The following is a 20,217-nucleotide window of genomic DNA, read 5'->3' on the forward strand; positions in this document are numbered from 1 at the left end:
AGGTGGCACGGATGCGCGCGATGTGGACGGGCACGATCGGGTTCGGCAGTTACGCCATCCCGGTGAAGGCGTACAGCGCCACCGAGGAGCGGGAACTCCCGCTGCACCAGGTGCACGAGGCCGACGGCGGCCGCGTCCGGGTGAAGCGCGTGTGCGAGGTCGACGGCGCCGAAATACCGCCCGGGGAGATGGTCCACGGCTACCCCGTCCCGGGTGGCGACGTCGTCCTGCTGTCCGACCACGAGCTGGCGTCGCTCCCGACACCCGGCCGCACGATCGCCATCCGCGGCTTCGCGCCCCTGGGCGACGTCGATCCGCTCTGGTTCGCGAAGAGCTACTACCTCGAACCCGAACCGGCGGGCACCAAGCCGTACGTGCTCTTCAGCGAGGCGCTCCAGCAGTCGGGCCGGCTCGCGCTGGTCACGGTCGCCCTGCGCCGCCGCGAGACGCTCGGTGCGCTGCGCGTGCGCGACCAGGTGATCGTGCTGGAGACGATGCGGTGGCCGGACGAGGTGCGCACCCCGGACTTCCCGTTCCGGCACGCCGACGTCGACATCCGGCCGGGCGAGCTGCGGCGCGCGGTGAACCTGGTCGAGGAGCTGACCGGCGAGTTCGACCCCGGCCGGTACCCCGACCGTTACCGCGAGGCCTTCCAGGCGTTGGTCCAGGCGAAGATCGACGGGGCCGAGGTCGTCCAGCCGACGGCCGCCGAGCAGACCGAGGGCGTCACCCGCCTGCTGGCGGCGTTGCAGGAGAGCGCCGCCGAAGCCGAGGACGCGCGCAACGCGGCCGTCACGAAAGCCAAGGCGGCTGCTTCGAGGGCCGCGAAGGCACGTACGACGGCGAAGCGAGCCGCCACGCGCAGCCACACGAAGACTCCCTGAGTATTACTACCCACGGGTAATTGAGGGTTCTCACACTCAACCCGCCGTCCCCGGCGCGGCAGACTTCCTCCTGTCAGCGAGTACCGGATCGCTGGCGAGGGGGGAAGTCCGGACGGCCCCTGGGGAGGTGAGCCGTCCGGGCGCCAGGGTTCCGGGGCGGGCCGGAGGAGGAGCGGCCCGTTTCCGGAACCCGTTCCGCACCGCGGGGAGGCGGCGCGGGACCAAGGGGGTGTCCGAAGGCTGCCGTGGAGGGATCGAGGGGTCTCCACGGCAGCTTTCAGGCGTCCGCGACCCGGACTCGCCGGGACAGCTCGGCGTCGGCGCCGCACCCCGGTCTCGTCGCGCGTCCGGGCCGGTTCGAGCTGCACGTCCCTCACCTCAGGTCGGCGTACCCGCGAGGCGGGGGACCCGGAGCGACTACCCTCGACAGAGCCGGCCGAGCCCGGCGCGCCACCATCGACCCAGCTGGAGCGTGCACACCCGTGTTCGACACCCTCTCCGATCGGCTCACCGCCGCACTGCAGACGCTCACGCGCAAGGGCAGGCTGTCCGACGCCGACATCGACGCCACCGCGCGCGAAATCCGCATCGCGCTGCTGGAGGCCGACGTCGCCCTCGGCGTGGTCAAGACCTTCATCGCGAGGATCAAGGAGCGGGCGAAGGGCGCCGAGGTCTCCCAGGCGCTCAACCCCGCGCAGCAGGTCGTCAAGATCGTCAACGAGGAGCTCGTCGGGATCCTCGGCGGCGAGACGCGCCGGCTGAACCTGGCCAAGACCCCGCCGACCGTGATCATGCTCGCCGGTCTGCAAGGTGCCGGTAAGACGACGCTGGCCGGCAAGCTCGCGATGTGGCTGAAGAAGCAGGGCCACGCGCCGATGCTGGTCGCCTGTGACCTCCAGCGCCCGAACGCCGTCACGCAGCTGCAGGTCGTCGGCGAGCGCGCCGGCGTCGTCACCTTCGCGCCCGAGCCGGGCAACGGCGTCGGCGACCCGGTCGACGTCGCCCGTCGCGCCATCGCCGAGGCCAAGCACGCGCAGCACGACGTCGTCGTGGTCGACACCGCGGGCCGCCTGGGTGTCGACGAAGAGCTGATGAAGCAGGCCGCGGACATCCGTGACGCCGTGCGCCCGGACGAGGTCCTGTTCGTCGTCGACGCGATGATCGGCCAGGACGCCGTCACCACGGCCCAGGCGTTCCAGGACGGCGTCGGCTTCAGCGGCGTCGTGCTCACCAAGCTCGACGGCGACGCGCGTGGTGGTGCCGCGCTGAGCGTCCGCGAGGTCACCGGCCAGCCGATCCTCTTCGCCTCCAACGGCGAGAAGCTCGAGGACTTCGACACCTTCCACCCGGACCGGATGGCGTCGCGGATCCTCGGCATGGGTGACGTGCTCACCCTGATCGAGCAGGCCGAGCAGGCCTTCGACCAGAACCAGGCCGAGAAGGCCGCGGAGAAGCTGTCGAGCGGCCAGCTCACTCTGGAGGACTTCCTCGAGCAGATGCTCGCGGTCCGCAAGATGGGCCCGATCGGCAACCTGCTCGGCATGCTGCCCGGTGCCGGCCAGATGAAGGACCAGCTGGCCCAGGTCGACGACAAGCACCTGGACAAGCTGCAGGCGATCATCCGCGGCATGACCCCGGCCGAGCGCGACAACCCGAAGATGATCAACGGGTCGCGCCGGCTGCGCATCGCCAACGGCTCCGGCGTCACCGTCCGCGAGGTCAACGACCTGGTCAACCGGTTCTTCGAGGCCCGCAAGATGATGGCGCAGATGGCAGGCCGGTTCGGGTTCGGCGGCGGGGGTGGCGGCTCCAAGACCCGCAAGGGCAAGAAGGGCAAGAAGGGCGGGCGCGGCCCGACCCAGCCCAAGATCCGCGGCGGCTTCCCCGGCGGCATGCCGATGCTGCCCCCGGGCGGTGGCGGGCCGGGTGGCGGGATGCCCGACCTGTCGCAGCTCGGCGGCATGAACGACATCCCGGGCTTCGACCCCTCGAAGTTCAAGCTGCCGAAGGACCCCAAGGACAATTGAGCACCGCGCTGCACGCCGCCGGGACGATCCTGCCCGGCGGCGAGCCGGGACAGCTGTGGATCACCGGCGGCCGGATCTCCTTCGAGCCGGTGCCGGACGCCGAGAGCCTCGGCCGGGACGTCTTCCTCGTGCCCGGCCTGGTCGACGCGCACTGCCACCCCGGCATCGGCGTCGGCGGCCCCGTGTCGCTCGGGGAAGCGGCCGCCCAGGCGGTCACCGACCGGCAGGCCGGCACGCTGCTCATCCGCGACTGCGGCCTGCCGATCGACGTCCGTCCGCTGCAGCGGCGGGCGGACCTGCCCACGATCATCCGCGCCGGGCGGCACCTCGCGCTGACCAAGCGGTACCTCCCCGGGCTCGGCATCGAGCTGGACGACCCGGCGCAGCTGCCGGACGCGGTCGCCGGCCAGGCACGGGACGGCGACGGCTGGGTCAAGCTCGTCGGTGACTGGATCGACCGCGGCGTGGGCGACCTGGCCCCGCTGTGGCCGGACGACATCCTCGCCGAAGCCGTCAAGGTGGCGCACGACCACGGCGCCCGCGTCACCGCGCACGTGTTCGGCGAAGCGGCACTGCCCGGGCTGATCGCGTCCGGCATCGACTGCCTGGAGCACGGCACCGGCCTGAGCGCCGATCAGCTGGCCGAGCTGGCCCGCCACGACGTCGCCCTGGTCCCGACGCTGATCAACATCGAGAACTTCCCCGGGATCGCGGACAAGGCGGGCAAGTACCCGGCCTACGCGGCCCACATGCGCGCGTTGCACGCCGGTGTCGGCGAGATGGTCGCTTCGGCCATCGAAGCCGGCGTACGCGTCTTCGCGGGCAGCGACGCCGGGGGCATGGTCGAGCACGGCAGGCTCGTCGACGAGATCGAGGCCCTCCACCGCGCCGGCATGACGCGCGAGCAGGCCCTCGCGAGCGCGTCCTGGGCCGCCCGCGACTGGCTCGGCCACCCCGGCATCGCCGATGGCGCGCCCGCCGACCTGCTCGTCTACCCGAGCGATCCGCGCGAGGACCTGGGCGTCCTCCGGCATCCGTCGCACATCGTGCTCGGCGGCGTCGTGTACGCCTAGACCCCCGCTGATTTCGTTGTGGGGGCGGCACTTTAGCGTGGGATGCGTGACGGACGACGACGGCGCACGGCGCGTGCTCGGGGCGCATTGGTGTTTCGTGGCGTTCTTCGCGGGCATCGCCGGCTACTACCTGGCCAACCTGATCATCGCCGCGGCGGTCAACCGCAACGTCGGCGAGTTCGACCCCCTCGAGCTGCACGACATCGGCCCGCTCCTGCTGCTGGCGTTCGTCCCCAACCTGCTGCTCGGCCTCGGCCCGGCGGTGGGCTCGTGGCGGTGGGGACAGGGGCTGCGCACCGACTTCGGCCTCAAGCCGACCTGGCGCGACGTCCGGATCGGCCTCGCCTGCGGGGTGCTCGCGCTGGTCGTCGGCTACCTGCTCAACCTGATGCTGATCGCGGTCTACGGCGCCGACGACGTCTCCGACAGCCCGCTGAGCGACCTCGCCGACACCTTCGAAGGCGACACGGTGTGGCTGGTGCTCGCGGCGGTGATCGTCATCGCCGGCGCGCCGCTCACCGAGGAACTGCTGGTCCGCGGCACGCTGTGGAACGCGCTGTCGGTCCACCGGGTCCCGCCGTGGGCGGTGCTCGTGCTCACCTCGCTCGTGTTCGCCCAGCTGCACGGCGAGCCGACCCGCACCATCGCCCTGTTCGGCCAGGGCATCGCGATGGGACTGGCCCGGCACCTGTCCGGCCGGGTCGGCGCCGGGGTGATCGCCCACGCGGCCAACAACCTCCCGCCCGCGGTGCTCCTGTTCGTCGCCCACTGACGTTGCGAAGATCGATGGACAGTAGCTGGACGGATACTGTGAGATCAGATCCCGGCCGCTAGGCTCGACATCTGGAGCCGAGCGACGCGGAGGGCAAGGCGTGACCACTTCCCAGCCCCGGGACCCGGCTCCCGACGCGACACCGTTCCCCGAACCGGAGGAGCCCGCCGCGACCGCCTTCCTGCCGCCCGCGCCGCGGCACCGGTGGGGTTTCGGGGCCTTCCTGCTCGTCGAGGTCGTGCTGCTGTCTTCCGCGGCCTTCGTGTCGGTCCTCGTCGGCGACACCGGCCCCGGCCCGCTGCCGATGCGCGTCGTGCTGCTCGGCACCATGCTGCCGACGATGATCGCGGCCGCCGTCGCGGTGCTGATCACCTACGTGCGGGGCAACGGGCCCGTCGTCGACCTGCGGCTCGAGTGGCGCTGGGCCGACGTGAAGACCGGCTTGCGGTACGGCTGCGTCGGGCTCGTCTTCACCACCCTCGCCGCCTACCTGTGGACGCGGCTGGTCGGCGACGCCAACGCGACGTCGGCGATCAGCGCGCTGGTCGAGGACCGCCGGATGTCGATTTCCGCGGCGCTGGTGATGTTCGTCTACCTCTGGCTGCTCGGCCCGATCTGCGAGGAGATCATCTACCGCGGCCTGCTCTGGGGCGCCGCCGAGCAGCTGCAGTGGCGCAGCGAGCGCTGGGGCCGCGTGGCGGCGTTCCTGCTCTCCACGGCGGTCTTCGCGGCGAGTCACCTCGAGCCGCTGAGGACGACGTTGCTGCTGGTCATCGCGGTGCCGATCGGCCTGGTGCGGCTGGTCACCGGCCGCCTGCCCGGCAGCATCATCGCGCACCAGGTGAACAACTTCCTGCCGGCGCTGACCATCCTGCTCGGAGCGCTCGGCGTGGCCTCTTTCTAGGCCTGTTTCCGGTCCCGGAAGCGCCGTCTGGCAGAATGGTGCACTGCCTGCTTCCGCCGGACCCTCTCACCGTGCGAAAGCTCCTGACCTTCGGGTGCCCGCGTCCGTGTCCCCACTCGGCCCGCGTGCGCCCAGCCCAGCACCAGAGAGATTCGAGGAGAACCCACACCCGTGGCCGTCAAGATCAAGCTGCAGCGCCTCGGCAAGATCCGTGCGCCGTACTACCGCATCATCGTTGCCGACGCGCGCACCCGCCGGGACGGCAAGGCCATCGAGACGATCGGCAAGTACCACCCGAAGGAAGAGCCGAGCCTGATCGAGGTCGTCTCCGAGCGCGCCCAGTACTGGCTGAACGTCGGTGCCCAGCCGACCGAGCCGGTCCAGCGCCTGCTGGAGATCACCGGTGACTGGCAGAAGTTCAAGGGCCTGCCGGGCGCCGAGGGCACCCTGAAGGTGGCCGAGCCGAAGCCGTCCAAGCAGGACCTGTTCAACGCGGCACTGGCCGCGGCCGGCGAGGAGCCCTCCACCGAGGCCACCACGCCGAAGAAGAAGTCCGCCCCGAAGAAGGCCGAGGCCGAGAAGGCGGAGGCCGCTGAGGGCGAGAAGTCCGAGTGAGTTTCCTCGCGGACTCCCTCGAGCACCTGGTGCGCGGGATCGTCGACAACCCGGACGAGGTCCGGGTCGAGCTGCTGACCACGCGCCGTGGCCGCACGCTCGAGGTGCACGTGCACCCCGACGACCTCGGCAAGGTGATCGGCCGGGGTGGTCGCACGGCGACCGCTCTGCGCACCGTCATGGGCGGCATCGGTGGCCGCGGCGTCCGCGTGGACGTCGTCGACACCGACCGCTGAGCCTTTCGGAACGGTCAGGATGAACGTCGTAGCGATCGGCCGCATCGCGAAGGCGCACGGAATCCGCGGGGAACTCGCGGTGGACGTGCGCACGGACTCGCCGGAAGAGCGGTTCAAGATCGGTGCGGCCGTCACGACGCAGCTGCGTGACGGCAGCAAGAGGGAACTCACCATCGCAGCCGCCCGCGAACACAGCGGGCGGCTGCTGGTGCGTTTCGAGGAGGTCCCGACCCGCGACGTCGCCGAGACGCTGCGGGGCGCCCTCCTGCTCGCCGACACCGACACGCTGCCGCCGACCTCGGACCCCGACGAGTTCTACGACCACGAGCTGGCCGGCCTGCGGGCCGAGCTGGCCGACGGCACGGTCGTGGGCACGGTCGTCGAGGTCGTGCACTCGCCCGCGGGCGAGCTGCTGGAGCTCGACGTCGAGGGCCGCGAGGTGCTCGTGCCGTTCGTCCGCGCGATCGTCCCCACCGTGGACGTCGCGGGCGGCCGGGTCGTCCTCGACCCGCCGGAAGGGCTCCTGGACGCCTGATGCGGATCGACGTCGTCACGATCTTCCCCGAATACCTCGACCCGCTGCGTGCCGCGCTGCTGGGCCGGGCGATCGACCGCGGCCTCATCGAGGTCGGCGTGCACGACCTGCGCGACTGGACCCACGACGTCCACCGCGCGGTCGACGACGCGCCGTACGGCGGCGGCCCCGGCATGGTCATGAAGCCCCAGATCTGGGGCCCGGCGCTGGACGAGGTCTGCCGTCCCGAGACGCGGCTCGTCGTCCCGACGCCGGCCGGCCGGCCGTTCACGCAGGAACTGGCACACGCCTACGCGGCGGAGAAGCACCTGGTCTTCGCCTGCGGTCGCTACGAAGGCATCGACCAGCGGGTCGTCGACGACGCGGCCCGCCGGATGCCGGTCGACGAGGTGTCGATCGGCGACTACGTGCTGGTCGGCGGCGAGGCGGCGGTGCTGGTCATCGTCGAGGCCGTCGTCCGGCTGCTGCCCGGCGTGCTCGGCAACGCGCGTTCGGCCGCCGAGGACTCGTTCTCCGACGGCCTGCTCGAGGGGCCCAGCTACACGCGCCCGGAGGTCTGGCGGGACCTGGCCGTGCCGGACGTGCTGCGGTCGGGCAACCACGCGCTGATCGACCGCTGGCGGCGTGACCAGGCCCTCGAGCGCACGGCCCGCCGCCGCCCGGATCTCCTGGCGCGGCTGCCGGAAGGTAGTCTCGACAAGCACGATCACGGGGTCCTCGAGGGCTTGGACCCCGAGCAGGCTTAGGGCCGGTTATTTGACAGCCGACAGGGTCTGCAATACTTGACAGGTTGGCGTGAGTGGACCTCGTCGTCCATGAGCCCGCCATCAGCCCCCTGGGTCGCCCGCAGCGGCACCGTTGCGCGCCCGGGGACGTGTACGCAAGCCATACGAAGACGAGGACGGACCACCGATGAACACCCTGGACGCGCTGGACAAGCAGTCGCTGCGTTCCGACATCCCGGACTTCCGCCCGGGCGACACGCTCAAGGTGCACGTCCGCGTCATCGAGGGCAACCGCGAGCGCAACCAGGTCTTCCAGGGCGTCGTGATCCGCCGTCAGGGCGGCGGCATCCGGGAGACCTTCACCGTTCGCAAGGTCTCCTTCGGCGTCGGCGTGGAGCGCACCTTCCCGGTGCACTCGCCGAACATCGCCGAGGTCGAGGTCCACAAGCGCGGTGACGTGCGGCGCGCGAAGCTGTACTACCTGCGCGACCTCCGCGGCAAGAAGGCCAAGATCAAGGAGCGTCGCGAGAACCGCGAGACGGCGTCGGCTAACTGAGTCACCACCCCGTTACCGGTAGCCTGACGACGTGGCCGAACCCGTGTCCCAGAACGCTCCCGAGGATGACCCCGATCGCTCCGAGGAGGACCAGCCGAGGCGGTCCCGATCCGAGGAGCGCGGGGGATCCCGCAGGCGGCGTGCCAAGCCCGCCAAGAAAAGGTCGTTCTGGAAGGAACTGCCGATCCTGCTCGTGATCGCCCTGGTGCTCACGATCCTGATCCAGACATTCCTCGCGAAGGTCTTCATGATCCCCTCGGGGTCCATGGAGGCCACCCTGCACGGGTGCCCCGGTTGCCACGGTGACCGGATCCTCGTCGACCGGGTCACCTACGACTTCACCGAGCCCTCGCCGGGCGACGTGATCGTGTTCAAGGGCCCGCAGGCGTGGATCAACAACGAGATCGCGCCCGAGGAATCGGGCAACATCGTCGTCCGCGCCATCCAAGGGCTCGGTTCGCTGGTCGGGTTCGCCCCGCCGGACGAGCGCGACTTCGTCAAGCGGGTGATCGCGGTCGGCGGCCAGACCGTCCAGTGCTGCGACCCGCAGGGCCGCGTGATCGTGGACGGCAAAGCGCTCGACGAGCCGTACATCTACTGGGAAGACCCGTCGGCCCAGGAGCAGCGGACCTTCGACCCGGTCAAGGTCCCCGCCGGAATGGTCTGGGTCATGGGGGACAACCGCAACAACTCCGACGACTCCCGGTTCCAGGGCGGCGGCGGCGTGAACGGCGCGGTCCCGGTCGACAACATCATCGGGAAGGCGCGGATCATCGTCCTGCCGCCGGGCCGGTGGGGCGGCATCACCGACCACAACCCGCAGGAGGCGGCGCAGCCGGTGGCACTGGGTGCGCCGGCCTGGCAGAGCGGGCTCCCGCTCGGCGCCGGGATCGCGGCGGCGTGGCCGGCGTTGTTCGTCGGCCGCAAGCTCAAGTCCGGACTGCGCCGGGCGGCCGGGCGGAACTCCTAGCCACCCGACCTTGCCGGCAGACGGGTGATCCAGCCTTGACACTTCCCGTTCCCCTGACGGCGGCCGAGCCGATCCGGCCACCGCGAGCCGTGGTGCGCGGCGACCTCTTCTGGGGTCTGCAGGGCGCGCTCGACCGCCGTGGCCTCGGTCCGGTCGCCGGCGTGGACGAAGCCGGCGCCGGAGCGTGCGCGGGGCCGCTGGTGGTCGCGGCCTGCGTGCTCAAGCAGGGCGACGCGGCGAAGCTGGCCGAGCTGACGGACTCGAAGATGATGACGGCCAAGGCGCGCGACCGGGTCTACGACCTGGTCCTCGCCCGGGCCGTCGACTACTCGGTGATCGTCATCCCGACCGAAGAGGTCGATTTCTACGGCATCCGGGTGATGAACCTGGAGGGCATGCGCCGCGCGGCGGCGGCCCTGCGCGTGCAGCCGGGCTACCTCCTCACCGACGGCTTCCGCGTGCCGGGCCTGACGGCCCCGAACACGGCGGTCATCAAGGGCGACCGTTCGGTGGCCTGCATCGCGGCCGCGTCGGTGCTGGCGAAGGTGACGCGGGACCGCATCATGGCGGGCTACCACGACGACTTCCCGCAGTACGGGTTCGACGTCCACAAGGGATACAGCACGTCCGACCACCTGGCGGCGCTGCGCGAACACGGCCCCAGCGACGTCCACCGCTGGTCCTACACGAACGTGGCCACCGTGGCCGTCAAGCACGGCCTGCGGCCCGCGCGGCCGGTCCTGCTGACGTACGCGGCGTTGGAGAAGGCCGTGGAGCCGCCCGGCGCGGCCGGCCTGGCCGCGGTCCTCGACGAGGCATTAGAGCCACAACTCAGCCTGCCGCTGCATGCCCCGGCCGCGGGTGTGGGTCACAATGAACGCTCCGCCGGCGGAGCAGCAGCACGATCCCGAGGAGGGGCGCGGATTTCATGAGCGCAGAGGATCTCGAGAAGTACGAGACCGAGATGGAGCTCTCGCTGTACCGCGAGTACCGCGACATAGTGGGCCAGTTCTCGTACGTGGTGGAGACCGAGCGGCGGTTCTACCTGGCGAACGCGGTCGACGTCCAGGTCCGCGACGGCGGCGGCGAGGTGTACTTCGAGGTCCGCATGTCCGACGCGTGGGTCTGGGACATGTACCGCCCGGCCCGCTTCGTCAAGCACGTCCGGGTCATCACGTTCAAGGACGTCAACGTGGAGGAGCTGGACAAGCCGGACCTCCGCCTCCCCGAAGACGGCCCGTTCTCGGGCTGACCCGCCCACCGCGCCGGCTCACCCTCACCGGACGAGCCGGCGCGGTCCACCCTCCAGCCCCACGCCCCGACCCCCCAGGCACGCGAGTCGACCCTCTGGGTACGCAACCCGACCCTTCAGGTACGCGCGTCCTCCGTCTCCGTTCGCGAGTCGACCCTTCAATCACGCGTGTCGACGCCCCAATCACGCGAGCCGACCCTTCAAGCACGCGAGCCGGCCTTTCGATCGCCGCGTTGCACCAGGTCGGCGGTCGCCGCCTAGCACACCGCACCGACCCCTGGGGCGCATCAGCGGTGTTCCGTGGACCAGTTGTCCCCAACACCCCAGTTGTCCACAGCTCCGCGATCCGGGTCTGGTGAACCCCGTCCGCCCGCTGGCATCGTCGAATGCACACGCACCGTGATCGCCGGGACCGCCCCGGTGACAGGGCGCGAACCGACGAGGGGCGAACACGATGACGGGCACCGACGAGCTCGCAAGACACCGCCGCGACCTGGGCGCCTGGGGCGAGGACATCGCCCTCGGCTACCTCCGGGGCCGCGGCCTCGTCCTGCTGGCCCGCAACTGGCGCTGCCGCGAAGGCGAGCTGGACCTCGTCTTCACCGACCGCACCCGCATCATCGTCTGCGAGGTGAAAACTCGCTCCGGCACCGAATTCGGCCTCCCGACGGAGACGGTCACCGAGGAGAAGGCCGGCCGCGTCCGCCGAGCCGCCCAACGCTGGCTCCGCGAGTTCCGGCTCGGCTGGTGCCCCGTGCGCTACGACGTCGTCACGATCCTCGCCGAGCCGGGCACCCGCCCGCGGCTCCAGCACATCGAGGCGGCGTTCTGATGCCCATCGCCAAAGCCTGGTCGGCCGGTCTCCTCGGCATCAACGGCCGGGTGATCGAGATCGAGGCCGACCTCGGCGGCGGGCTGAGCCGGATCACCCTCGTGGGCCTGCCCGACGCCGGGTTGCGCGAGGCGAAGGACCGCGTCCGCTCCGCCGTGCGCAATTCCGGGCAGCCCTGGCCCGACGGCAAGGTCACCCTCGGCCTGTCCCCGGCGAACCTGCCCAAGATGGGGTCCGCCTTCGACCTGGGCATCGCGGCGGCGGTGCTCGCGGCATCGGGGGCGGTCCCGGCCACCCGGCTGCTCGGCACCGTGCTGCTCGGCGAACTCGCCCTGGACGGCCGGATCCGCGCGGTCCGCGGCATCCTCCCGGGCCTGCTGGCGGCCCGGGCGGCCGGCTACGGACGAGCCGTCGTGCCGACGGACTCCCTCGTCGAGGCCGCCCTCGTGGACGGCATCGAAGTGGCGGGCGCGCCTCACCTGCGGGACTTCGTGGCGTGGCTGAACCGCGAAGCCGAGCTGGCCCACCCGGAGCCACCCGGCCCGGTGACCCCGCCCGACGTGCCGGACCTCGCGGACGTCGTCGGCCAGCCGGAGGCACGCTGGGCTCTGGAGGTCGCCGCGGCGGGCGGCCACCACCTCCTCCTCACCGGCCCGCCCGGAGTGGGCAAGACGATGCTGGCAAAGAGGTTGCCCGGTCTCCTCCCACAGCTGACGCCGGAGGAGTCCTTGGAGGTCACCGCGGTCCACTCCGTCGACGGTTCGCTGTCGAAGTCGTCGCCGCTGGTCACCGTCCCACCGTTCGTGGCCCCGCACTATTCGATCTCCTTGCCGGCGCTGATCGGCGGCGGCAGCGGAATGGCCGCGCCGGGTGCGATCAGCCGCGCGCACCGCGGCGTCCTGTTCCTCGACGAGGTCTGCGAATTCGGCGCGCAGTGCCTCGAATCGCTCCGGACGGTCCTGGAGGAGGGCGAGGTCCGCATTTCCCGGGTCAAGGGATCGATCACCTACCCCGCACGGTTCCAGCTCGTGCTGGCCACCAACCCGTGTGCGTGCGCGCCGCCGAAGGAGTCGGACTGCGTGTGCTCACCGAACGCCCGCCGCCGCTACCTCTCCAAGCTCTCCGGACCGCTGCTCGATCGCGTCGACCTGAGGGTCCGGTTGCGTCCGCTGAGCGCGATCAGCGCCCACGACACCGGTGCGGCGGAGCCATCGGAGGCGGTGCGCCGGCGGGTGTTCGCAGCACGTGAGCGCGCAGCACAACGCTGGAGCGCCCACGGCTGGCTGTCCAACTCCGAGGTGCCCGGACCGGCACTCCGCCGTGAGTTCGCCCTGCCCGCCGACGCAACGGCGCTGCTGGACCGAGCCATGGACCGCGGCGCCCTCAGCGGCCGCGGCGCCGACCGCTGCTTGCGCATCGCCTGGACCCTGGCCGACCTCGACGGCGAGCCCCGCCCCGGAGCCGAGCAAGTCAGCGCAGCGCTGGCCTTCCGAGAGCGGGTGGTGGCATGAGCCCCCACCGCCCGCGGCAGGCTCACGCTTGCGTTTCGTTCGTGACCGAGCCACCAGCGCCCTCCCTCGTCGCCTTCATCGCCGAGCACGGGCTCTCGGCTTCGGGCGAGCGAGCGTTCGAGCATCCGGCACCGCCTTCTGTTGCGGTCCTCACCCACGACAAGCCGAGGCGGACGTCGGCCTCTCGGAGGCGGACGGCGGAGCTGCCGGTGTCGGCTCCCGTCGTTGTCGACGCCTGCCACGAGCGGAGGTGGATATCGGCCGCTCAGGAGCAGATGGCCGAGCTCCCGGCGGCGGCTTCCACTGCTGTCAGCACTCGCCACGATCCGAGGCGGAGGTCGGCCTTTCGGAGGCAGGTGGCCGAGCTGCCGCCATCTGTCGTGGTCACCTTCGTTGCGGCGCCCGTGCGGCTGGGTTTTCGAGAGCGGGTGGCAGCGTGAGCGTCGATGAGCTGCGGCAGGCTCGCGCGTACCTGCTGCGGGTGGCCGAGCCACCGGCGCCCGCCCTCGTGGCGTTCGTTGCCGAGCACGGGCCGATTGCGGCAGCCGCGCGGGTTCGGCGTGGCGACTGCCCCGCCGAAGTGCTCAAAGCAACCGAGGCTCGACGGGGCTACGACCTCGTCGACCAGGATTTCGCGCGAGCTGCGGGGGCCGGGGCTCGCCTGGTTGTGCCCGAGGATGACGAGTGGCCCGCCTGGCCGCTGCTCGCCCTGGACCTCGCGGCCCGGCGAGGCGTCGCCGAAGCCGTGCCGCCCTTGGCGTTGTGGGTTGCCGGGGACGTGGCGCTCGGCACCGCCGCCGATCGGGCCGTGGCCGTCGTCGGTGCTCGTGCTGCCACCGATTACGGCGAGCACCACGCCGCCGAGTTCGCCTTCGGACTGGCCGGCCGGAGCGTGCCCGTGTTCTCGGGCGCCGCCTACGGCATCGATGGGGCGGCGCACCGTGGCGCACTCGCCGCCGAGGGGGTCACCGTCGCCGTGCTGGGATGCGCTGTCGATGCCGGCTATCCGGCGGGGCACGTCAGTTTGCTGAGCCGGATCGTCCGCTCCGGTGGCGCCGTCGTCAGCGAATACCCGCCCGGCACCTCGCCGGCGCGGCACCGCTTCCTCGTTCGCAACCGGCTCATCGCCGCCCTCACCGAGGGCACCTTGGTGGTCGAGGCGGGACGGCGCAGCGGCGCCCGCAACACCGCGAGCACCGCCGGCGCCCTCGGCAAGGTGGTGATGGCCCTGCCCGGGCCGGTGTCGTCCGGCATGTCCGCCGGCTGTCACGACCTGATCCGCGACGCCAAGGCAACACTGGTCTCGACCGTCGACGAAGTCCTCGAGACGGTCGGGCGGTTCGGTATCGCCGAGCCCACCGTCTCAGGCCGTGCGAAACGGCGCACCGATCGGCTGGGGCCCGAGGCGTTGCGCGCTTTCGAGGCACTGGCGGTGCGCGCCGACCGGTCCGAGGCCGAGGTCGCGGCCGAATCCGGGCTCCCCTTGCGGCGAGTGCGGGCACTGCTTCCCGAACTGGAAATCGACGGATTCGCCGTCCGTGGGGAATCCGGCTGGCGACGGCGGAAGGAAAGCGCGTGAAGACGACGAAATCCGGGCGAAATCATCGACGACGTTCGGCCGGTCCGGTGGGGCCGCGTGGCGATCCTTGACCGAAGGCGGTTGTTCGCGCAGCGTGACATCCATGCCGCCACCACGCTCCGGCCGGGCCCGCCGTCCCGACCTGCGCGCGCTCCGGGCCGCGTTGCCCGAGCCCGTGCGGGCCGTCATCACCGCCTATGAACGGCACCTCGGGCTCGAACGCGGCCTGTCCGCGCACACCGTCCGGGCGTACGTCGGCGATGCGGTGTCGCTGCTGGGGTTCGTCGTCGACGGGGGCAGTGAGGTCGCGGCGCTCGACCTCGCGCGGCTGCGCGCGTGGCTCGCCGCCCAGCAGTCCGGTGGGGCGAGCCGGACGACGCTCGCGCGGCGGGCCGCCTCGGCCCGGACGTTCACCGCCTGGGCGCACCGCACCGGCGTCCTGGCGACGGACCCGGGCGGCCGGCTCGCCGCCCCCCGGGCGCACCGCACCCTGCCGGGGGTGCTGCGGGCCGGGCAGGCGGGGGAGGTCATGCAGGCGTCGGCCGCCGGGGCGGCGCAACGTGATCCGGTCGCCCTGCGTGATCGTGCGATCGTCGAGCTGCTCTACGCGACCGGCATCCGCGTGTCCGAGTTGTGCGGGCTGGACGTCGGTGAGGCCGACTTCTCCCGTCGTGTCGTAACGGTGCTGGGGAAGGGCGGCAAGGAACGCGTCGTCCCGTTCGGCGTTCCGGCGGCGGGGGCGCTCGCGGACTGGATCGACGAGGGACGGCCGAAGATCATCGCCGAAAGCGGTGGTGAGAGCGCCGAACCCGCGCTTTTCCTCGGGGTCCGGGGCAAACGCGTCGACCCGCGTGCGGTGCGGCGCGTCGTGCACGACGCCGTCACCGCGGTGCCCGGAGCAGTCGACATGGGGCCCCACGGCCTGCGGCATTCCGCCGCGACACATCTGCTCGAAGGGGGTGCCGATCTCAGGAGCGTTCAGGAACTGCTTGGTCACGCTACGCTTGCCACGACGCAGCTCTACACTCATGTGACCGTCGACCGGTTGAAAGCGATCCATGACCGAGCGCACCCCAGGGCCTGAGGCGGCCGGGGGAGGCTCGCCGGGGTCGTCACCAGCAGGCCCGGCGGCGCACGCGCATCCGCACGAGCACGGAGACGACACTGAGCCGCATGCCGAGAACGACTGTGCAATGACCGCAGGCCCGCACGTGACCGAAGCCGCCGGAGTGACCACTCACGGTGAGGCTGCCGCGCCCGCGGAGACCCGGGCCGGCTACGACGTCGACGCCGGGATCGCGGCTCTGTGGCAGCAGTTCGCCGACAGCCCGGACCAGGCGTCGCGCGATCGGCTCGTGCTGCACTACGCCCCGCTCGTCAAGTACGTCGCCGGCCGGGTCGGCACCGGCCTGCCCACGCACATCGACGTGGGCGACCTCGTGCAGTCGGGGATCTTCGGGCTCGTCGACGCGATCGAGAAGTTCGACCCCGAGCGAGGCCTCCGCTTCGAGACGTACGCGATGCAGCGCATCCGCGGCGCCATCCTCGACGACCTCCGTTCGCAGGACTGGGTGCCGCGCGCGGTCCGCAGCAAGGCGAAGGAGGCCGAGCGCGCGATGGAACGCCTCGGCGCCCGTCTGCACCGCACCCCGACCGACGCGGAGCTCGCCGCCGAACTCGGCATCGGCCTCGACGACCTGCGCGACTTCTACGGTCAGCTGCAGCTCACCAGCGTCGTCGCGCTGGAGGACCTGGTGGCCGCGGGCAAGGACAGCGGCTCACTGGTCGACACGCTGCCCGACGACGACGCCGTCGACCCGGTCGCGGTGCTCGTCGACCAGGACAACCGCCGCCAGCTCGCCCAGGCGATCGCGCAGCTCACCGAGCGGGACAAGATCGTGGTCAGCCTCTACTACTTCGAGAGCCTGACCCTCGCCGAGATCGGCAAGGTCCTCGGGGTCACGGAGTCGCGGGTCAGCCAACTGCACACGCGGGCGGTCATGCGGCTGCGCGCCAAGCTGGTCGAGCAGACCGGCACCTGATCACCGACCACCTCCCCACGGCTTGAGCCGGTATTCGCCGACCTCGCCGGTCAACGCGAGTGGGTCGACGTACTCCTCGCCCCGCCGCACGCCCCAGTGCAGGCACGCTGCCACCGAGCAGCCGGGATGTCCGGCGAGGACGGTGCCGAGCACCTGGCCGCGGTAGACCTGTTCGCCCACGGCCACTTTTGCTGCGACGGGCTCGTAGGTGGTCCGCAGGCCACCGTCGTGGTCGACGGACAGCACGGGCCGCCCGGCCACCAAGCCGGCGAAGACGACGACACCCGCATCGGCGGCCAGCACGTCCTGCCCGGGCACGGCGGCCAGGTCGACTCCGCGATGTCCGGGGCCGAAGGGTGTCTCCGGGGCGTCGAAATACTTGGTGATCACCGGAACGGGTGACAGCGGCCAGGCGAGCCGCGATTGCCGCGCGGTGAGGGAACTGCTCGCCCCAGGTTCGGCTGCACCCGAAGCCGGCCACGCCGGGACGACCATGAGCGCGACCGCCCACGGCACGGCCGGTCCCCGCGCGGCCACCGAGGAAGCTGCGAGCTCGGCTGACGCCGGGCTCGCAGCGGTGGTGAGCCGACTCGCGCCGGACTCGAGTGATGCCACCTCGGCCGGCCACCGGAACGGCTCCGCCGCGGGTGGCGCGAGGTCACCTGCCCGAGGTGGGGCCGGCGCCGGCTCGGGGAGGCGGGCACCTGGCGGCGGCGGGGCGATGGCTCTTGCCCGATGTTCGACGACCGGCCGCTCGGTGAGCCCTGCTGCGCTCTGCCGTGGTGGTGCCAGGCGGCCTGCCCGGGGCTTCGCTGCCGCTGGCTCGGGGAGGTGGATGCCTGGCGGGAGTGGTGCCGGGGGCTTCGCGGCTGCCGGCTCGGCGAGCCGTGCGCTCTGCCGTGGTGGTGCCAGGTCGCCTGCCCGGGGCTTCGCTGCCACTGGCTCGGGGAGGTGGACGCCTGGCACAAGTGCCGGGTCGCCTGCCGGGGGCTTCGCTGCCGCTGGCTCGGGGAGGCGGATGCCTGGCACAAGTAGTGCCAGGCGAACTGCCTGAGGCTCCGCTGCCACTGGCTCGGGGAGGGGGATGCCTGGCACAAGTGCCGGGTCGCCTGCCGGGGGCTTCGCTGCCACTGGGGCGGGGACGCGGATGCCTGGCGGAAGTGGTGCCAGGCGAACTGCCTGAGGCTCCGCCGGCTCGGGCGGGCGGGGGGCCGGCGGTGCCAAGCCGCCCGTCCATGGCTCTGTCGCCGCGCGTGGTGGCCGGGATTCCTCCTTCCGGGCGGCATCCATCCCCAGCGCCGCCGACACGGGCGCCGCACCTCCCCAAGGCCCCGCTCCCGCCGCCCTGACACCCACCTCTCCACTCGCGAACACCCCTCCGAAAACGGCCATGACCAGCGCAATCGCACCCACCAACCACCGCGGCGTCCAGTGCCGGGCCTGCATGATCGACTCCATGGCTCCAGCGTGCGGTACGCCGCTGCCTCGTGGGGAGCCGAAGCCGAATCTGTGGATAACCGAACCCGATGTGGACAACTGCGGGGCCCAGCGGCCGCCAGTGGGGGAGGGGGTGGTGGGAGGGGGTAGAATCTTCTGCGCGGTCCGTTTCAGCGGGCTGACTTCGCGTGCACGTGCGCGTTCCCCGGTCTGGAAACAGCCGGGCGAGCGCACGGGGTCCGGCGGTCCTCGGGGGTCCTCACTCCCGGGGTCCGGGCGCCGGCACGGGTACCAGGGCGAACGGCCACCCGGCCGGGAGCGACAAACCGAGCAGCGCGTCCGCGGCAGCACCGCGAGCGCGCACTACACAGAAGAGGTGTGATTCCGGCAATGGCCGTCGTCACCATGAAGCAGCTGCTCGACAGCGGCGTGCACTTCGGGCACCAGACCCGCCGGTGGAACCCGAAGATGAAGCGCTACATCTTCACCGAGCGCAACGGCATCTACATCATCGACCTGCAGCAGACGCTGACCTACATCGACCGTGCGTACGAGTTCATCAAGGAAACCGTCGCGCACGGCGGCACCATCATGTTCGTCGGCACGAAGAAGCAGGCTCAGGAAGCCATCGCGGCCGAAGCCTCGCGCGTGGGCATGCCCTACGTGAACCAGCGCTGGCTCGGCGGCATGCTGACCAACTTCCAGACGGTGCACAAGCGTCTTCTCCGCCTGAAGGAGCTCGAGTCGCGGGAGCAGACCGGCGGCTTCGAAGGTCTCACCAAGCGCGAGATCCTGACGCTGACCCGCGAGAAGGACAAGCTCGAGAAGACCCTCGGCGGTATCCGCGACATGGCCAAGGTGCCGAGCATCGTGTGGATCGTCGACACGAAGAAGGAGCACATCGCCGTCGGCGAGGCTCGGAAGCTCAACATTCCGGTCGTCGCGATCCTGGACACCAACTGCGACCCGGACGAGGTCGACTACCCGATCCCGGGCAACGACGACGCCATCCGCTCGGCCGCGCTGCTGACCAAGGTCGTCGCCGAGGCCGCGGCCGCCGGTCTGATGCAGCGCTCCAGCCGCAACGGTGCTTCCGCCGACACGAAGCCGGAGCCGGGCGTCGCCGCCGACGAGCCGCTGGCCGAGTGGGAGAAGGAGCTGCTCGCCGGCTCCGAGACCGCCGCCGCCGACGCGACGGCCGCGGCCGACGCCACTGCCGACGCGACCGAGGCCGCTGTCGCCGAGGCGCCGGTCGAGGCCGCCACCGAGCAGGCGACCGCCTCCTCCTGATGCTCCACCGCCCGTGCGGCCGTGCCCCCGTGGCCCGGCCGCACGGGTGTAGCAACCCACAGATTTCCTGCAAAGGACGGATTTACCAGAATGGCGAACTACACCGCCGCTGACGTGAAGCGCCTGCGCGAGATGACCGGCGCCGGCATGATGGACTGCAAGAAGGCCCTCGAGGAGAACGGCGGCGACTTCGACAAGGCCGTCGAGTTCCTCCGCATCAAGGGTGCCAAGGACGTCGGCAAGCGCGCCGAGCGCGCCACCGCCGAGGGCCTGGTCACCGGCGAGGGCGGCGTCCTCATCGAGCTCGACTCCGAGACCGACTTCGTCGCGAAGAACGCCGACTTCCAGGCGCTCGCCGCGAAGATCGTCGAGGTCGCGAAGACCGTCAAGACCTCCGACGTCGAGGCGCTCAAGGGTGCCGAGCTCGAGGGCAAGACCGTCAACGAGGTCGTCCAGGAGCTGTCGGCCCGCATCGGCGAGAAGCTCGAGCTGCGCCGCGTCGTGGCCTTCGAAGGCCAGACCGCGACCTACCTGCACCGCCGCGGCTCCGACCTGCCGCCGGCCGTCGGTGTGCTCGTCGAGTTCACCGGTGACGACGCCGAGGCCGCCCGTGGGGCCGCCATGCAGGTCGCCGCGCTGCGCGCGAAGTACCTGACCCGCGACGAGGTGCCGGCCGAGATCGTCGAGAACGAGCGCCGCATCGCCGAGCAGACCGCCCGCGAAGAAGGCAAGCCGGAGCAGGCCATGCCGAAGATCATCGAGGGCAAGGTCAACGCCTACTACAAGGACAACGTGCTGCTCGAGCAGCCGTCGGTCAAGGACAACAAGAAGACCGTCAAGGCCCTGCTCGACGAGGCCGGCGTGACGCTGACCAAGTTCGCGCGCTTCGAGGTCGGCCAGGCCTGAGGCCAGGTCCGGGCGTAGGTTTCACCAGTGCCCCGTCTCCGTCCATCGGGGACGGGGCACTGTCAGGTCTG

At 71.5% G+C, this 20,217-nt stretch carries 21 protein-coding genes; 20 read left to right on the forward strand and 1 reads right to left on the reverse strand.

The window, feature by feature from the left end:
- Positions 1-11: 11 nt before the first annotated feature.
- The 18 genes from ACLJQE_RS39120 to ACLJQE_RS39205 all read left to right on the forward strand — a co-directional run bounded on the left by ACLJQE_RS39120 (position 12) and on the right by ACLJQE_RS39205 (position 16,513).
- Entirely contained in the window at positions 12-884 is an 873-nt protein-coding gene (locus ACLJQE_RS39120; RefSeq protein WP_410644673.1) for a Ku protein, read from the forward strand.
- A gap of 482 nt (positions 885-1,366) precedes the next feature.
- Positions 1,367-2,911, forward strand: a complete 1,545-nt coding sequence (gene ffh, locus ACLJQE_RS39125) for a signal recognition particle protein (protein ID WP_410644674.1) — start codon at positions 1,367-1,369, stop codon at positions 2,909-2,911.
- Entirely contained in the window at positions 2,908-3,984 is a 1,077-nt protein-coding gene (locus ACLJQE_RS39130; protein WP_410644675.1) for an amidohydrolase family protein, read from the forward strand. The genes ffh and ACLJQE_RS39130 overlap by 4 nt, the downstream gene beginning before the upstream one ends.
- Before the next feature lie 46 nt (positions 3,985-4,030).
- Positions 4,031-4,756, forward strand: coding sequence for a CPBP family intramembrane glutamic endopeptidase (locus ACLJQE_RS39135; protein WP_410644676.1), 726 nt, complete (start codon positions 4,031-4,033; stop codon positions 4,754-4,756).
- Between the two features lie 100 nt (positions 4,757-4,856).
- Entirely contained in the window at positions 4,857-5,660 is an 804-nt protein-coding gene (locus tag ACLJQE_RS39140; RefSeq protein ID WP_410644677.1) for a CPBP family intramembrane glutamic endopeptidase, read from the forward strand.
- A gap of 171 nt (positions 5,661-5,831) precedes the next feature.
- Complete coding sequence (rpsP, locus tag ACLJQE_RS39145; protein ID WP_020644460.1) at positions 5,832-6,275, forward strand: 30S ribosomal protein S16; 444 nt, start codon at positions 5,832-5,834, stop codon at positions 6,273-6,275.
- Positions 6,272-6,511: an RNA-binding protein gene (locus ACLJQE_RS39150; protein ID WP_003103110.1), complete on the forward strand. Its 240-nt coding sequence runs from the start codon at positions 6,272-6,274 to the stop codon at positions 6,509-6,511. Before rpsP ends, ACLJQE_RS39150 begins: the two co-directional genes overlap by 4 nt.
- 19 nt (positions 6,512-6,530) lie before the next feature.
- Positions 6,531-7,046, forward strand: a complete 516-nt coding sequence (gene rimM, locus ACLJQE_RS39155) for a ribosome maturation factor RimM (RefSeq protein ID WP_410644679.1) — start codon at positions 6,531-6,533, stop codon at positions 7,044-7,046.
- The gene (trmD, locus tag ACLJQE_RS39160; protein ID WP_410644680.1) at positions 7,046-7,792 is read left to right on the forward strand and encodes a tRNA (guanosine(37)-N1)-methyltransferase TrmD; all 747 of its coding nucleotides are present in this window, start codon (positions 7,046-7,048) and stop codon (positions 7,790-7,792) included. Before rimM ends, trmD begins: the two co-directional genes overlap by 1 nt.
- Before the next feature lie 166 nt (positions 7,793-7,958).
- Positions 7,959-8,327, forward strand: coding sequence for a 50S ribosomal protein L19 (rplS, locus tag ACLJQE_RS39165; protein ID WP_086855881.1), 369 nt, complete (start codon positions 7,959-7,961; stop codon positions 8,325-8,327).
- A 31-nt stretch (positions 8,328-8,358) separates the two neighbouring features.
- A complete protein-coding gene (lepB, locus tag ACLJQE_RS39170; RefSeq protein ID WP_410644681.1) occupies positions 8,359-9,297 on the forward strand; it encodes a signal peptidase I in 939 nt (312 codons plus the stop codon).
- An 89-nt stretch (positions 9,298-9,386) separates the two neighbouring features.
- On the forward strand, positions 9,387-10,229 hold the full coding sequence (locus tag ACLJQE_RS39175; RefSeq protein WP_410644818.1) for a ribonuclease HII: 843 nt from the start codon (positions 9,387-9,389) through the stop codon (positions 10,227-10,229).
- Positions 10,226-10,549: a DUF2469 domain-containing protein gene (locus tag ACLJQE_RS39180; RefSeq protein WP_003096226.1), complete on the forward strand. Its 324-nt coding sequence runs from the start codon at positions 10,226-10,228 to the stop codon at positions 10,547-10,549. The genes ACLJQE_RS39175 and ACLJQE_RS39180 overlap by 4 nt, the downstream gene beginning before the upstream one ends.
- 454 nt (positions 10,550-11,003) lie before the next feature.
- Positions 11,004-11,381: a YraN family protein gene (locus tag ACLJQE_RS39185; protein WP_410644682.1), complete on the forward strand. Its 378-nt coding sequence runs from the start codon at positions 11,004-11,006 to the stop codon at positions 11,379-11,381.
- Positions 11,381-12,892, forward strand: coding sequence for a YifB family Mg chelatase-like AAA ATPase (locus tag ACLJQE_RS39190; RefSeq protein ID WP_410644683.1), 1,512 nt, complete (start codon positions 11,381-11,383; stop codon positions 12,890-12,892). The genes ACLJQE_RS39185 and ACLJQE_RS39190 overlap by 1 nt, the downstream gene beginning before the upstream one ends.
- 436 nt (positions 12,893-13,328) lie before the next feature.
- On the forward strand, positions 13,329-14,471 hold the full coding sequence (gene dprA / locus ACLJQE_RS39195) for a DNA-processing protein DprA (RefSeq protein ID WP_410644684.1): 1,143 nt from the start codon (positions 13,329-13,331) through the stop codon (positions 14,469-14,471).
- Positions 14,472-14,574: 103 nt separating this feature from the next.
- A complete protein-coding gene (locus ACLJQE_RS39200) occupies positions 14,575-15,555 on the forward strand; it encodes a tyrosine recombinase XerC (protein WP_410644685.1) in 981 nt (326 codons plus the stop codon).
- 109 nt (positions 15,556-15,664) lie between these two features.
- Positions 15,665-16,513 carry a FliA/WhiG family RNA polymerase sigma factor gene (locus ACLJQE_RS39205; RefSeq protein ID WP_410644686.1) on the forward strand — a complete coding sequence of 283 codons (849 nt, stop codon included), beginning with the start codon at positions 15,665-15,667 and terminating at the stop codon, positions 16,511-16,513.
- Here ACLJQE_RS39205 and ACLJQE_RS39210 read toward each other — a convergent pair whose 3' ends face one another.
- Entirely contained in the window at positions 16,514-17,008 is a 495-nt protein-coding gene (locus ACLJQE_RS39210; RefSeq protein WP_410644819.1) for a M23 family metallopeptidase, read from the reverse strand. It lies immediately after the preceding gene.
- A gap of 1,332 nt (positions 17,009-18,340) precedes the next feature.
- On the opposite strand from ACLJQE_RS39210, the gene rpsB reads away from it, so the two are divergent.
- Together rpsB and tsf are read left to right on the forward strand one after the other, a co-directional pair.
- Positions 18,341-19,240: a 30S ribosomal protein S2 gene (gene rpsB, locus ACLJQE_RS39215; RefSeq protein WP_410644687.1), complete on the forward strand. Its 900-nt coding sequence runs from the start codon at positions 18,341-18,343 to the stop codon at positions 19,238-19,240.
- A 90-nt stretch (positions 19,241-19,330) separates the two neighbouring features.
- Positions 19,331-20,146, forward strand: coding sequence for a translation elongation factor Ts (gene tsf, locus ACLJQE_RS39220; RefSeq protein WP_093952258.1), 816 nt, complete (start codon positions 19,331-19,333; stop codon positions 20,144-20,146).
- Positions 20,147-20,217 lie beyond the last annotated feature (71 nt).

This window comes from Amycolatopsis sp. lyj-346 (assembly GCF_046548975.1).
Lineage (GTDB): Bacteria > Actinomycetota > Actinomycetes > Mycobacteriales > Pseudonocardiaceae > Amycolatopsis.